Consider the following 15321-nt stretch of genomic DNA (forward strand, 5'->3'; position numbering starts at 1 on the left):
CACAGTGCACACATCTGACTCGACCTTAGGCGATCGCCCACGCCGCTCCATCCGGGAATTACCCGACGAACTGATCAGCCAGATCGCCGCTGGCGAAGTGGTCGAACGGCCTGCTTCTGTGGTGCGTGAATTGGTAGACAACGCGCTGGACGCTGGCGCCTCGCATATCAGTGTGCGCCTGGCTGCCGGCGGCGTGCGCTTGATTTCGATCGAAGACGATGGCGCGGGCATTCCTCCCGAGGAATTGCCCATTGCCCTCAAACGCCATGCCACCAGCAAAATAGCTAACCTGCTTGAATTGGAGTCAGTGGGCACCATGGGTTTTCGCGGGGAAGCGCTGGCCGCCATCAACTCCATTGCCGAAACCACACTGCTCTCTCGTTCAGGTGCTCAGCCCAACGCGTATTTCCTTGACGGCCGTACGGGCGAGTTAAGGCCCGGTGCACGCGGCATTGGCACGACAGTAGAAGTCAAGGAACTGTTCTTTAGTGTCCCGGCCCGGCGCAAGTTTCTCAAAACCGACGCCACGGAGCTGGCTCACTGCATTGAATCGGTGCGCCGCCATGCACTGGCGCGGCCAGACGTGGCCTTTACCATCTGGCACGATGGCAAGCTCATAGAACAATGGCGCAGCCACCCGGGCCCTGATGGACTTGCACAGCGCCTGGGCGATGTCCTGGGAGAGGATTTTCTGGCCGGATCCGTGGCCGTGGATCACCAGTACGGCGCCGTGCGGGTTACCGGCCGCGCCGGAGTGCCCGACATTTCGCGCTCAAGGCCCGACCAGCAGTTTGCCTATGTCAATGGCCGATTCGTGCGGGACAAAGTCATTACCCACGCCGCACGCAGCGCCTACGAAGATGTACTCCACGGGCAACGCCAACCTGTGTATGCGCTCTATGTCAGCGTGGAGCCTGCACGAGTGGATGTCAATGTCCATCCTACGAAAATCGAGGTGCGATTCAGGGATAGCCGCGAGGTGCACCAGGCAGTTCGTCACGCCGTGGAAAATGCCCTGGCCGCGCCCCGCGCAGGCCAAACCGCCCCTGCAGGGGCAGATGGCACGCTTGCCGCAACGTTGCCACTGGGGTCGGGCTCTGCCACAACCGCCTGGAATGCCGCGCCAACTGAGCCACCGAGCTCCAGCTACTTCAGGCCATTGCAGCCCAGCTTTGCGCGCCAAGCTTCCATGGACTTGCGGACGTCTGGCCAACATGCTGTCGAAGAACTGAAGGCGCTGTGGGCACCTGCGCCCGCAAGCGCAACCGCTGCCGCAAGAGAAAGCGGGAGCGACTCCTCGCTTGAAAGCTTACCCACTGCTCAGACAGCACCCCTCTCGACCCCGGACGCGAACGGCGAAGCACACGACTGGCCCCTGGGCCGAGCCATCGCCCAATTGCATGGGGTCTATATCCTGGCCGAGAACCACGCAGGCTTGATTGTTGTGGACATGCACGCAGCGCATGAGCGCATTGTCTATGAGCGTTTGAAGCACCAACTGGACGGCGCCCGAATCTCCAGCCAGCCGCTACTCATTCCTGCCACCTTCGCTGCCACCCCCCATGAGGTGGCCACGGCCGAGGCCTGTACCACCGTACTCGAAAGGCTGGGACTGGAAATTTCACCGTTTTCGCCCAAGACCCTGGCCGTGCGCGCGGTCCCCACGTCCCTGGCCAGTGGCGATGCGGTGGAATTGGCGCGCAGTGTACTTGCCGAGCTGGCTCAGCACGACGCCAGCACCGTGGTCGAGCGTGCCCAGCATGAACTGCTGGCCACCATGGCCTGCCACGGAGCGGTACGCGCCAACAGACGCCTGACCCATGAAGAAATGAATGCCTTGCTTCGGCAGATGGAAGCGACCGATCGCTCAGACCAGTGCAACCACGGCCGCCCTACCTGGCGCCAACTCACGATGCGCGAGCTGGATGGCTTGTTCATGCGCGGGCGTTGAGCCTTGAACTCAATCCTTACCGTCACCTCCGTGTCGGATGCGCGCGCGTTGCTTCGCACGTGATCACTGCAGAGACGTGGAAACATGAAAAGACTTGAGATCATCGCCATCGCGGGCCCTACCGCCAGTGGCAAGAGTGCGCTCTCAATGGAGCTGGCAAAACATCTTCCCGTTGAAATCATCAGCGTGGATTCGGCGCTTGTCTACAAGAGCATGGACATCGGCACGGCCAAACCAACGCCTGCCGAGCGTGCCGAGGTCGCACATCACCTGATCGACATCAGGGACCCGATGGAGGCCTATAACGCCGCAGAATTCGTGCGCGACGCACGGCGGCTCATCTCAGAGATACAAAAACGCGGCAAGCTACCGCTGCTTGTAGGCGGCACCATGCTGTACTTCAAGGCGCTCCGTGACGGCTTGGACGAGCTGCCCCCAGCCAATGCACAGACGCGCGCGGAACTGGAGGCTGAGGCACTCACCCATGGCTGGTTGGCCATGCACGCTGAGCTCGCGCGCGTGGATCCGATCACGGCCGAACGCTTGCCCGCAGGAGACACCCAGCGCATACAACGGGCGCTCGAAGTTTGGCGCATCACGGGCCGGCCGATTTCCAGTTTTCATGCATCGCAGCGCAAAGAAGGCCTGGTGGAATCAGGACTGGAATTTCCGCTTTTCTCCCTTGAGCCCACAGACCGAAAATGGCTGCATGCTCGCATTGAACAGCGTTTTGATGCCATGCTGGCCGCTGGCTTCATGGATGAAGTGGCCGCCCTGCGTGCACGCGGCGACCTCTCCCCAGATCTGCCTGCCATGCGATGCGTGGGTTATCGTCAGGCCTGGGAAGCGCTGGACAACAACGAGCCCATTGCCACTATGCGCGAGCGCGGCATCGCGGCCACTCGCCAACTGGCCAAGCGGCAGATCACATGGCTGCGCGGCATGCCTGCCCGCAACGTCATCAGCACCACAGGTGAGGAAAGCGCCCATGGTCTGGCAAGCAAGTTACTTGGATTTCTCTAGGTGAAACGCCTATGAATATCGCCACCCCCTTGCGCCAGGTCAACCCCGCAGAGTGGCCAAGCCGTGGCCGCGCGGCACTGCGGGTGCTGCTCAGCTACTACGTGCTTAATGGCGCCATGGGTGCACTGGGTCTGTTCCTCGTGTCGACATTGGTACATGCCCTGTTCGGACAAGCTGCGGCAGCTGCGGCGGTCGTCGGCGTCATAGCCACCATTCCTCCAGACATGGCGTCGCCGCTGCGAGGGAAAACCTCTCACATGGCCATGGCACCACTGATCGGCCTGCCGCTGTTCTTTGCCGTGCAACTGCTGCGGCCCCACCCGTTGGAGCTTGGCTTGCTCCTGGTGGCAGCCACTTTTCTCAGTTTTCTCGGTATGGCGTGGGGCAAGCGCGGTGCTCCGGTGGCCATTGCGGTGATGTTCTCTGTCGTGTTCAGCATGTCCACCCCCGCGGCGTCCAGCTTGGCAGAAGCCTTGCAACGCACCGGCTTTTTTGCACTCGGCGCTGTGCTGTATGTGCTGTACTCCGTAGCTTCCAACACGCTGTGCAACGCGAGGTACCGCACGCTACTCACAGCAGACCTGCTCTTGACCATGGCCGCGCTGATGCGCGCACAGGCCAATCGGTTTACCCCGCTTGATCCCGACTCCGCTGTGTCGGCTGAAGGTGGAGAACTGAGCGAACTGCTGCGCCAGCAAGCCGCTCTGGCCGATCAATTGCAAAACACGCGAGACATCGTGCTCGAGTCACCCCGTACACCTCGCAGGCAACGTCGCGCGGGCATGTTGCTGGCCATGCTTGAAATGCGAGACCATCTCGTGGCCAGCGAGCTGGATCTTGACCAGGTGCGAGAAGATGCGGGTCATCACGCCGTCCTGAACGAGGTGCGGGACATCATCGAGCAAATGGCGAAAGATCTGACTCACTTGGCAGATGCACTATTTACGGGCCGCCTCCCCTCGCCTCCCGTGGATCACGCCAGCAGGTTGGCCGCGCTCAGGCTAGGCGCACACCTTGCTACTGCTGACCGAGCCGAATTAGTTGACTCAGCCGAACAAGGCCCGCCCAAAGCCGGCGCCACGGACTCCAATTCTGGTCGAGCCGGCTTGGTGCGCGCGCTTGCCTACCGCCTGACCCACCTCAACAATGGTGTGCAAGAGTTGGGGGCGCTGGCGCGTGGTACGCGCTCGCCCGATTTGACGCTGGTACGCAACAACTGGCGGCTTTTCGTCAGCCCTACGGATTGGTCCTGGCGACCATTCCTGTCCCTCTGGGCATGGAGGGCTCCTGCGTTGCGCCATGCCATTCGCGCTGCCTTGGCTGTGGGCACAGGCTACACCATCGCCACCTTGCTGCCTTGGGGGTCACATGACTACTGGGTACTGCTCACCATCGTCGTGGTGCTTCGCGGCAGCCTGGCGCAGACTTTGGAGCGAAGGGATGCCCGTGTGGCAGGAACCGTGCTGGGCAGTTTGCTCGCCGTGGGGCTGCTGGTGCTGCACCCACCGTCGTTTGTGCTGCTGCTCACGGTCACCGTGGCCCAAGGGGTCGCGCATGGGTTTGCCCTGCGGCGTTATTTGATTACAGCAGTGGCCGCGTCAGTGCTGGGTCTGGTGCAGGCCCACCTGCTGTTTGCGGGAACCAGCCCCACGTTCGCCTTCTTCGAGCGAGTGGGAGATACGCTGTTGGGGGCGGCACTGTCCTGGGCGTTTTGCTACGTATTACCCTCTTGGGAACGCGGCCAACTGGCTGCCTTGATTCGCCGCAATCTCACGGCACAGGCTCAGCATGTGCGCATGGCGTTGGCGGCGTCTGCCCTGCACGAAATTGACACCCAGCCAGAGTTGGCCTGGCGCCTGGCGCGGCGCGAAGCCTATGACAGCCTGTCTGCGCTCGTCCTGGCCACGGAGCGCTCGCTGGCTGAACCTCGCGCGGTGCGGCCTCCAATCGCTTTACTGGAGCATATGCAAGCCCATGGCTATCAGTTGCTGGCTCAATTGAGCGCCGCCAAGTCCATGCTGTTGCTGAGGCGAGATCAATTGCGCCTTGACGAAATCGAGGTTCCGCTCATGCATGCGGCTACCCACATCGAACACACCCTCACAGGAGAGCCCGGCAACAAGGGACCGTCCCGCGTGAGCTTTACGGCCAATGTGCCAACCTCGATCGAAGCGCTGCCCGACCCATTTGAAAATGACATCAGCCCCTGGCTGATACGCCGCCTTGAATTGGCCCACGAGTTGGCCCAGCAGATGCGCGCAGACGCCGACCAGGCCCTGGAGCAGTTAGGGCGTGTTAACACTAAATTCACCCCCGCGTGAGGCACTGGCGAGCCGCAATCAAGGCGCAAACCGCAGTCGGGTTGGACACCCGGCGAGGTTTGCAACGCAGAGTGCGGTTTGCCAGTGTCTCACCCTTCGGGCCGGTTTTCCCGGCCCATATTGCTGCGTTGCGCCTCTTACCAAGGATCGCACCTTGGCTGCGCGGCGCGTCTTGCACTATGAGCCGGGAAAATCCGGCGCGGGGGTGAATTTAGTGTTAACACGCCCTAGCGCCCAAAGCGGGTTGACGCGGAAGTGTCACAGGTTCTAACCCGTGAGGTCGTTTACCGGAAACAACACCGATTGCCACGGAAAGCCGGAGTCATCTGCCTGATTCGAGCAGATAAGTTCCCATTTCTTGATCGAAATAAGGCCATTAGAGGCTTTCGGTGGATTTAGGCCTAGGTAGATTCACAATTTGCGCACATGATGTTTGAGGAGGCTTCCTCGCCTCTCGACCCAAAGAAATGAAAGGCCGTCATGGCTCATGTGCTTTCGTCACTCCTCCTGGAAGATGCCCTTCGCATCGAACTGCCCCATGTTGTCCAGTTGTTGAATCGCCGGCGGGCTGGGGAGATCGAAGAGGCGGTCATCGACGATATGGTCTCGCTCTCCTGGCTGGAGTGGTCAGGCGGGTCCCTTCAATTGACCACGGTTGGGTCCAACATTTGTCGGCAGCAGCGACCAAGGTAGCCTATGCGCGATGCCGGTCATGACTGACGACAAAGACCCCACGCGTATCACCACCCCACCGAGCAGAGGTTGACCCCTCGGAGCACAGCGGAGCTCTGCTTCTATAGTCCATTGGTGGCAAGATTTGCGCTGGAACGCGTTAGCATTCGTATGAACGCCCGCATACGATGCAAGCTCGGCGCGGACGATCAAATCGTCAATCACAAAAATCAGGAGACCATTTCCATGTCCTCAAGAACCGTTTTGACGCTAGGCGTTCTTGCTCTACTGTCAGCAGCATGCACCACGGGGCCTAAGTCAGTCCAGGCGCCGGTCACTGCAGCAGAAGTCGGAGAAGTTCGTCCAGGGCTCGTCAACGGATATCTCAAGCGCAGCGAACTGCCCGACAGCCTGGCGTTGTTACCGCCCCCTCCTGCAGAAGGGTCGGCTTTACTAGCGGCAGACAGCGAGGCTTACCGTGCACTCACCGCATTACAAAAAGGCCCGCGGGGCGCTCAAGCCGCCAAGGACGCCAGTCTCCGCCCGCCAGCCGTCACCACGCATTTCGCCTGCGCCCTTGGTGTGAGCATCAGTGAGCAGCAAACACCCAACTTGAACATGCTGCTGCGCCGCACTCTGACCGATGCGGGGCTGTCCACCTATAAAGCCAAGGATCACTACAACCGCACCCGACCCTTCGTGGCGTTCAATGAGCAGAGTTGCACGCCCAGTGAGGAAGCTTCGCTGCGAAAGGATGGCTCCTACCCCTCCGGCCACTCAGCTCTGGGATGGGCGTGGGCCCTGGTGCTGACCGAATTGGCGCCTGAGCGCACGGATGCCCTTCTGCAGCGTGGGCGGTCCTATATTCAAAGCCGCGGGGTCTGCGGCGTGCACTGGAAGAGCGATATCGAAGCAGGCCGGCTGATGGGAGCGGCGACGGTGGCTCGGCTGCACGACAACGAGCTTTTCCGCACCCAATTGGCCGCAGCGAAAGATGAAATCGCCAAAGCGCGCACCGCCGGGCAAGTGCCCGCCGCAGCGGAATGCGCAGCGGAAGCCGCCGCCCTGGCGACTTCCGTCAAACTGGCCCCCTGATCGATAGCTCTGCGCAAAGGTGCCGCCATCAAGCCAAGGGGCACCCGCGCTCGCTTTTTCAACCAGGTCCTGCAGGCATAGGGCAAGTCTTCAATGGTTGCTGGAGTGGCATAAAGCAGCCGGCCGCCATGGTCGGCCCCCCTGCCGCTGCGGGAACTGAACTCGCTCCTGTCAGCCAGTATTGCGCAACCCCGCAGCCACACCGTTAATGGAAAGGTGTATTCCGCGCAGTAGACGCTCGTCGCCGTCACCATCGCGGTAGCGGCGCATCAACTCAACCTGCAGATGATGGAGCGGGTCAATGTAGGGGAACCGATAGCGCAGCGACAACTGCATTTCAGTGTTATCCAGGACCCGGTTTTGCGCCCCTGTGATGAGAGCGAGCGCGTTGGAGGTCTTGTGCCATTCGGCCTCTATCATGGAAAAAGTCTTCTGGCGCAGTGCCCGGTCGTTCACCAGTTCTGCGTAGCGAGTGGCCAGCCGCAGGTCGCTCTTGGCCAGGACCATGTCCATATTCGATAGCAACGTCCGGAAAAATGGCCATTGCGCATACATGCGCTGCAGCAAGGCTTCACGTTCCTTGCGCTCCCGGCCCTCGGCGGCCTGCTCTATGAACGAGGTCACTGCACTGCCAAACCCATACCAGCCGTTGATGGCCAGACGGCATTGGCCCCAGCTGAAGCTCCAGGGCACGGCACGCAAATCTTCGATATTGCGGTTGGGATTGCGCGACGCAGGGCGTGAACCAATGTTCAGTTCGGCAATTTCGCGGATAGGCGTGCTTCCGAAGAAATAGTCCACAAAGCCCGGCGTTTCATACACCATGGCACGGTAGGTAGCCATGCTGGCGCGTGAGAGCGCTTCGGCAGCTTCCACAAAGGCGTCTGGCGCGGCTTCATCAGGTGTGAGAAACGTGGCTTCCAGCGTCGCGGCCACCAGGGTCTCCAGATTGCGGCGGCCGATTTTCGGGTTGGCGTACTTCGAACCTATCACTTCGCCCTGCTCGGTCAGCCGCAATTGTCCGCGTACCGTGCCCGGAGGCTGCGCCAGAATGGCCTGGTAGCTGGGGCCGCCGCCACGGCCCACGGTGCCGCCGCGCCCGTGGAACATGCGCAGGCGTATGGTTCCGCCCTGCCCTTTGTTCAACTCGTCGAACAGCTTCACCAGGTCTCTTCCAGCGCGATAGAGCTCCCAATTGCTGGTGAACAGTCCGCCATCCTTGTTGCTGTCGCTGTAGCCCAGCATGACGTCCTGTTCAGCACCTGAGCGCTGCACCATGGCGTGCACACCGGGCAGCTCGTAGAAAGCGCGGACGATGGGCGATGCGTTGCGTAAATCCTCAATGGTCTCGAACAGAGGTACGACGATCAGATCGCAGACCGCATCTTGTTGCAAGGTGCCGCGCATCAAGCCAACTTCCTTTTGCAACAGCAACGCCTCAAGCAAGTCGCTCACCGTCTCTGTGTGGCTGATGATGTAGTGTCGGATCGCGGCACGACCATAGAGCCGGTGCGCGGTGCGGGCCTGAGCGAAGATCGCGAGCTCGCGCACGGTCAAGGGCTGGTAGACGGCATCCGGTACGCGCAATGGGCGCGCATCGTCCAACAGGCGCAAAAGCAAAGCCTGCTTGGCCTCTTCCGTCAGCGCAGAGTAGTCGGGTTCAATACGCGCCACCTCAAGCAAGTCTGCCAGCACGGCCTCGTGCTTGTCGGAACTCTGCCGCAAATCCAGGGTCGCCAGATGAAAGCCGAACACTTCCACCGCGCGGATGAGAGGGCGAAGCCTCAACTCAACCAAGGCTGATCCATGCTTTTCACGCAGCGAAGCTTCGATGGTTCGAAGATCGGCAAGAAGGCTTTCCGCGTTCGGATACGGGTTTTGAGGACTTACCGCATGGCGCGCTGCAGCGCCGCCGGTCAACTCACTCAAGGTTGCAGCCAAACGCGCGTAGACGCCTATCAAGGCGCGACGATAGGGCTCGTCCTGGCGGTGCTCGCTCCGGTCAGGGGAAGCTTCAGCAAGCGCCTGCATCTCTGGCGAAACATCCACCAGTGTTGCAGACAATGACAGATCCGCACCCAGCAGGTGTATCTCCGTCAGATAGTGGCGCAGCGCCATATTGCTTTGGGAACGCATGGCGTAGTCCAGCGTCTCAGCGCTCACATTGGGGTTGCCGTCCCGGTCGCCCCCTATCCACTGCCCCATGCGAAAGAACGGCGCGATGTCCTGGCGGCCCAGAGCTTTCTCAAGATCGGCGTACACGCGCGGAATCTCGCGCAAGAAGGTGGCTTCGAAGTAAGAGAGCGCGTTTTCGATTTCGTCAGCCACTTGCAGCTTGGTTCGGCGCAGCAAGCGCGTCTGCCACAGCTGCGTGATGCGCGTGAGAATCTGCGCCTCGTTGTCTGCCAGTTCACGCGGGGTAAGTGCATCCTTGCCTCCCGCAAAGAGTTGCTCGCGTTGGCGTATTTCGTCGCGCGCAGCCAAAAGCTGGGCAATGTCACGCTCTGCATCCAGGATGCTCTTGCGCTGCACCTCTGTCGGATGCGCGGTGAGCACGGGTGATAAATAGCTGTGCGCAAGCGATTCAACTACCTTGTCAGCGCCAACGCCTGTCTTGCGGATACGCTCCAGCGCCACTTCCAGGCTGCCTTGCACAGGTTCACCGGTACGCTCTGCTTCTGTGCGGCGACGGATCTGGTGCCGGTCTTCAGCCAGATTGGCCATATGGCTGAAGTAAGTGAATGCACGGATGACGCGCACCGTCTCCGCGTTAGAGAGTCCTTTGAGCAGCTGTTTCAGCGCGCGATCGTCGGAATGGTCTTCGGTGCTGCGAAAAGCCACCGAAAGCGTCCGTACCTTCTCCACCAGATCAAAGGTTGCAGGCCCCTCCTGCTCGCGTATGACCTCACCCAGGATGCGCCCCAAAAGCCTGATGTCCTCAATCAATTCCTTATGTGCTACCAAGAGAGTTCTCCAATTGTTGATCCTCCGTGGCGGGTATGCAAAACCCCACCAACTGCAGTTGCAACAGATTCCTGAAGAGAGCTCAAAAAGCCATCCCTGAGTGCGGGCATGACGAATGCTCACCGGTCAGAATCCCCTGCAGCAGTTCCTTTGGGCGCTATTGTCCCTGGTTGTGATCAAGGTTTGACCAGAAAACTCTGAAAGTCATGTGAAAGTCAGGGGCGCACTCAGCCAGGAGGGGCGTCCAGCCGCGCAGCCTCCTGGGCCCCTGCCAGCGCTTCCCTGCAAAAATGGTCAGCGCACCATGCAGGGCCTCTTGGGATCGAAGGACCAGCCGGGAATGAGGTACTGCATAGCCATGGCATCGTCGCGCGAACCCAGGCCATGCTGCAGATAAAGCTGGTGCGCACGCTCGACGGCGTCCATATCGAGTTCCACGCCAAGGCCGGGCTTCTTCGGCACGTCCACGAAGCCATTTTTTATCGTCAGCGGGTCTTTCGTGAGGTACTGACCGTCCTGCCAGATCCAGTGCGTGTCTATCGCAGTCACTTTCCCCGGCGCGGCTGCGCCAACGTGGGTGAACATCGCCAGCGAGACATCAAAATGATTGTTGGAGTGCGAACCCCAGGTCAGACCCCAGTCGCGGCAGGTCTGCGCCACGCGCACCGAACCGGAAAGCGTCCAGAAATGCGGATCGGCCAGGGGGATGTCCACAGACTGCAGCGAAAGCGCATGCACCAACTGGCGCCAGTCTGTGGCTACCATATTGGTGGCTGTGGGCAGGCCGGTGGCGCGGCGGAACTCAGCCATGACCTCACGGCCCGAGAAACCGTCTTCGGCGCCGCAAGGATCTTCCGCATAGGCCAGCACGCCGTGCATGTCGCGCATGAGGCGGATGGCGTCCTTCAGCAGCCAGCCGCCGTTGGGATCCAGGGTGACTCGCGCTTGAGGAAAACGCCGGTGCAGAGCAGTGACCGCTTCGACCTCGGCCTCACCCGCCAGTACGCCGCCCTTGAGCTTGAAATCGTTGAAGCCGTAGCGCGCATACGCGGCCTCGGCCTGCCGCACTATGGCAGCCGGGTCCATGGCCCCCATGTGGCGAACCCGGGCCCAGTCGTTGTCAGCGCCGGCTTCATCGCTGGCCTTCAGATAAGGAAGTTTGGTCTTTGAGGAATCTCCCACAAAGAACAGGTAACCCAGCATTTCAACGCGATCACGTTGCTGGCCTTCCCCAAGCAATGCGGCCAGAGGTACCTCCAGGTGCTGCCCCAGCAAGTCGAGCAGCGCCGACTCGAGCGCAGCCTGCGCATGAATGGCCACGCGCAGATCGAAGGTCTGCAAGCCTCGACCGCCCGAATCACGCTCCGCAAACGCGCGTTCGGTAGCGCGCAAGATGGCGCTCCATTGCCCCACCGGTTGGCCGACAACATGCGCCGCAGCATCTTCCAGCGTCTTGCGGATCGCCTCGCCACCTGGAACCTCGCCCAAGCCTGTGCGGCCAGCGTTGTCGCTGAGGATGAGAATGTTGCGTGTGAAAAATGGTGCATGCGCACCACTCAGGTTCATCAGCATGCCGTCACGCCCCGCGACGGGAATGACGCGCAAGGCGGTGATCACAGGGGTATCACGTGTCATGTACGGGTTGCCAAGTCAAACTATTGAAACTTTCATTCACCATGACAAATATCCGTTCGGGCTGAGCCTGTCGAAGCCTTGCGCGGCGCTTCGACAGGCTCAGCCGTGAACGGTAGAAGCTTAGGTGTCATGAATTACGAAACCCTCAATAATCTAGTGAAACAGAGAGATCGGCGGTGCGTCGGAATTTCGGGGCGTGCAGGGCTGGGTACAGCCCTACTGTGGACCAAGCGCCGCGATCAGCTTCTCGAGTTCCGCATATTCGTCAGGTTTCAGATCCGTCAGAGGCGGCCGGACGGGGCCCGCGTCATGGCCCACAATCTTCGCACCGGCCTTGACGATGCTCACCGCATAGCCATGCCCCTTGTTGCGGATGGTGAGGTAAGGCATGAAGAAATCGCGAAGCAAACGGTGCTGAGTGACCATGTCGTCAGTACGTACTGCCTCATAGAACTGCATGGCCGTTTTGGGAATGAAATTGAACACCGCGGACGAATAGACCGGTGTGCCCAGGGCCTTGTAGGCTGCAGCATAAACCTCTGCCGTGGGCAAGCCGCCCAGGTAAGCAAAGCGCTCCCCCATCTTCATGTAGATGGCACTCATGAGCTCGATGTCGCCTATGCCGTCCTTGAAACCCACCAGGTTCGGATTGCGCTCTGCCAGCTTTTCCAGGGTCTCGGGGGACAGGCGGCTTTGCGCACGGTTGTAGACGATGACACCAAACTTCACGCTCTTGCAGATCGCTTCCACATGGGCAGCAAGGCCTTCCTGCCCCGCTTCCGTGAGGTAGTGAGGCAGCAGCAGCACGCCGTGTGCTCCTGCCCGCTCAGCGGCTTGCGCGCACTCAATGGCAAAGCGCGTTGGCCCCCCAGCACCCGCGATGATCGGCACCTTGCCGCGGCAAACATCCACCGCAGTTTTGATGATCCCGGGATATTCGCTCGACGTCAGCGAGAAGAACTCGCCCGTGCCGCCTGCCGCAAACAGTGCGGTGGCGCCATAAGGTGCAAGCCATTCGAGGCGCTTCGCATAGCCTTTGGGATCGAAATCACCCGCAGCATCGAAATCTGTGAGCGGGAACGACAGCAAGCCGCTGCCCATGATGGACTTGAGTTCTTGTGGATTCATAGTCAAAAGAGTAGGTAGGGGTTGGTAGAGATCCGGTTGAACGACTTGAGCAGTCAGTCAGAAAAGAAGAAATTCAGTTGTTAGTCATCGTACAACTTAAATGACAATGTTGCGCCCTCGTATTAACCCTGAGTGACCAACTCAGCGGCCGCTGGTACGCGTCGCAGACTCGCCGGCCACTTCGCTTGCAGCCAACGCCGCCTGAGCACGGCGCAGGCGTTCGCGGCTGTTCGTCAAGTGCAGACGCATGGCCGCCCGAGCGGCATCCGGGTCGCGCCGGGCAATGGCCTCATAAATCTCTTCGTGTTCTCGGCTCACGCGACGCAGGTACACCGAGGGGTCTTCTTGCGCCAGACGCGGAGAATTCACCCGGCTGCGAGGGATCAGCGCCGCACCCAGATGACCCATGATGTCGGCAAAGTGCCGATTTCCGGTGGCCTGCGCTATCAATTGGTGAAAGCGAAAGTCGTGCGAGACAGTCTCACCCTGCCCTGCCACACCCGCCTCGAAAGCATCGAGTGCGCTGCGCATGGCCGCCAATTGAGCGTCGCTCCTGCGCTGCGCAGCTAGGCCAGCCGACTCAGTCTCCAGACTGATGCGCAGCTCCAGCACCGCCAGCACTTCCGAGGCATTGGCCAGATCAGAGGGTTCCAGGCGGATAGCCACCACAGGCCCTGATGTCTCCAGCACGAAAGTACCAATGCCGTGATGGGTCTCCACGCGGCCACCCGCCTGCAGGCGAGACAGCGCCTCACGCACCACGGTGCGGCTTACGCCATGGGCCTGCATGAATTCGGCCTCGGTGGGCAACTTGTCGCCAGCCTTCAACAGCCCGGCATCGATGCGCCGAGCGATATCGTCAACCACAGCATGAGCCAGGCCCCGCGAGCGTTTGCGCATCGGGGGCACCAGAGGAATAGATGCCACAGTCGACACCGCCACCGATCCCGGCAGGGGTACGGGATTATCCGGAGTCTCGTTGATTGACACAGTTGCCATACCCTGATGATAATCGCGTTAACAGTCGTCTGACAACTGACAACAAGAAATGACCTGAACAGTCGCTCCAACGGCACTCAAGAAACCAACCCGCTGAGACATGACCGCTACCAGTGCTTCTTCTAGGCCTAGCCATCTTCGACCTCAGGTTACCGGGCGAGTCAGCTATCGGCTTGGCCTGGCGGCTTTGGTTGTCGCCTGTTCGAGCAATGGTCTGGACTGGACTGCCGAATGACCTCCCACGTCATCCGCCAGGTCCGCGTCACGCCCATTGCTTTTCGTGACCCACCACTGCTGAATGCTGCCGGCATCCATGAGCCCTGGGCGCTGCGCGCCATCATAGAAATCGAGACAGCCTCTGGCCTGGTCGGCATCAACGAAACCTACGGCGATCTGTCGATGCTGCAAGCGCTGGCCAAGGCCAGTCCCGCGCTGAATGGTCTATCTCCCTGGGCGCTCTCCGACATGGAAGCCCGCGTCGCTGCATTGGTCAGGCCTGCTGCGGCCGCTTCGGAATTCTTGGGTACTCACGTGTCGCTGGCGCCCGGAACACACGTATCAAAAACCGTCGCGAAGGTCACCAGCGCCTTCGAGGTCGCGATGATGGACCTGCAAGGTCAACTGGCGAACGCCCCGGTGGTGGACCTGCTGGGTGGCGCATCGCGGGATCGGGTGCCCTTCTCTGCCTACCTCTTCTACAAGTACGCCACACACATTGACGCGCCCTCCTCCTCCGGGTATCCGGTCGATCCCTGGGGCGAAGCCTTGACGTCCGCGCAACTGGTAACGCAAGCGCAACGCATGATCGACGCTTACGGCTTCAAAAGCATCAAGCTCAAGGCAGGTGCGCTCGCGCCGGACGACGAGGCAGAGCACCTGCTTGCCTTGGCGAAAGCTTTTCCCGGCACGCCTTTGCGCATAGACCCCAATGCCAACTGGTCCGTAGAAACGAGCTTGCGCATTGTTGAAAAACTGCGTGGTGTGCTTGAGTACTATGAAGACCCCGCTCCCGGCCTGGAAGGCATGGCTGCCGTAGCGAACGCCAGCGACGTACCGCTTGCCACCAACATGGTGGTGACCGACTTTGCCGAATTCCGCCGCAACGCCGATATGGGCTGCCCGGTGAAGATTGTGCTGTCAGACCACCACTACTGGGGTGGCCTGCGGGCAACGCAACGATTGTCTACCTTGTGCAGCACGTTCGATCTGGGCCTGTCGATGCACAGCAACTCGCACCTCGGTATCAGCCTTGTGGCGATGACGCACCTGTGCGCGAGCGTGCCGCTGCTCACCTACGCTTGTGATACTCATTACCCCTGGCAGGACGACGAGGTGATCGAAGGCGGGCGCCTTGCCTTCGATGAAGGTAGCCTGAGAGTCCCTATGGGCCCAGGCCTTGGCGTGACCTTGGACCGCGAGGCTCTGGCGCGCCTTCACGACAACTACCTTTCATGCGGCATCCGTGCACGTGACGATCTGGGTCAGATGAAAAAATACGACCCCTCATTCACTGGCGTGCAGCCACGTTACTGA

Annotated in this window: 9 protein-coding genes; 5 read left to right on the top strand and 4 right to left on the bottom strand. The window is 60.7% G+C overall.

Features of this window, described 5'->3' with window-relative positions; genetic code table 11:
• Positions 1-4 precede the first annotated feature (4 nt).
• The 4 genes from mutL (at position 5) to ABIE13_RS07930 (ending at position 7062) form a co-directional block, all read left to right on the top strand.
• Positions 5-1951 carry a DNA mismatch repair endonuclease MutL gene (gene mutL / locus ABIE13_RS07915; RefSeq protein ID WP_354442591.1) on the top strand — a complete coding sequence of 649 codons (1947 nt, stop codon included), beginning with the start codon at positions 5-7 and terminating at the stop codon, positions 1949-1951.
• A gap of 84 nt (positions 1952-2035) precedes the next feature.
• Positions 2036-2974 (top strand): tRNA (adenosine(37)-N6)-dimethylallyltransferase MiaA, encoded by a 939-nt coding sequence (gene miaA / locus ABIE13_RS07920; RefSeq protein ID WP_354442592.1) that lies wholly within the window; start codon positions 2036-2038, stop codon positions 2972-2974.
• 11 nt (positions 2975-2985) lie between these two features.
• Positions 2986-5295, top strand: coding sequence for an FUSC family protein (locus ABIE13_RS07925; RefSeq protein ID WP_354442593.1), 2310 nt, complete (start codon positions 2986-2988; stop codon positions 5293-5295).
• 918 nt (positions 5296-6213) lie between these two features.
• Positions 6214-7062: an acid phosphatase gene (locus ABIE13_RS07930; RefSeq protein WP_354442594.1), complete on the top strand. Its 849-nt coding sequence runs from the start codon at positions 6214-6216 to the stop codon at positions 7060-7062.
• A gap of 171 nt (positions 7063-7233) precedes the next feature.
• On the opposite strand, the gene ppc is transcribed toward ABIE13_RS07930, so the two are convergent.
• From ppc to ABIE13_RS07950, 4 genes are all read right to left on the bottom strand, one after another.
• Positions 7234-10026 (bottom strand): phosphoenolpyruvate carboxylase, encoded by a 2793-nt coding sequence (ppc, locus tag ABIE13_RS07935; protein ID WP_354442595.1) that lies wholly within the window; start codon positions 10024-10026, stop codon positions 7234-7236.
• Between the two features lie 294 nt (positions 10027-10320).
• On the bottom strand, positions 10321-11661 hold the full coding sequence (locus tag ABIE13_RS07940) for an enolase C-terminal domain-like protein (RefSeq protein ID WP_354442596.1): 1341 nt from the start codon (positions 11659-11661) through the stop codon (positions 10321-10323).
• 216 nt (positions 11662-11877) lie between these two features.
• Entirely contained in the window at positions 11878-12789 is a 912-nt protein-coding gene (gene kdgD / locus ABIE13_RS07945) for a 5-dehydro-4-deoxyglucarate dehydratase (RefSeq protein ID WP_354442597.1), read from the bottom strand.
• A 141-nt stretch (positions 12790-12930) separates the two neighbouring features.
• On the bottom strand, positions 12931-13788 hold the full coding sequence (locus ABIE13_RS07950; protein WP_436278384.1) for a FadR/GntR family transcriptional regulator: 858 nt from the start codon (positions 13786-13788) through the stop codon (positions 12931-12933).
• Positions 13789-14019: 231 nt separating this feature from the next.
• On the opposite strand from ABIE13_RS07950, the gene ABIE13_RS07955 reads away from it, so the two are divergent.
• The gene (locus tag ABIE13_RS07955; RefSeq protein ID WP_354442598.1) at positions 14020-15321 is read left to right on the top strand and encodes a glucarate dehydratase family protein; all 1302 of its coding nucleotides are present in this window, start codon (positions 14020-14022) and stop codon (positions 15319-15321) included.

Source organism: Ottowia thiooxydans (genome assembly GCF_040548795.1).
GTDB lineage: Bacteria > Pseudomonadota > Gammaproteobacteria > Burkholderiales > Burkholderiaceae_C > Ottowia > Ottowia thiooxydans_A.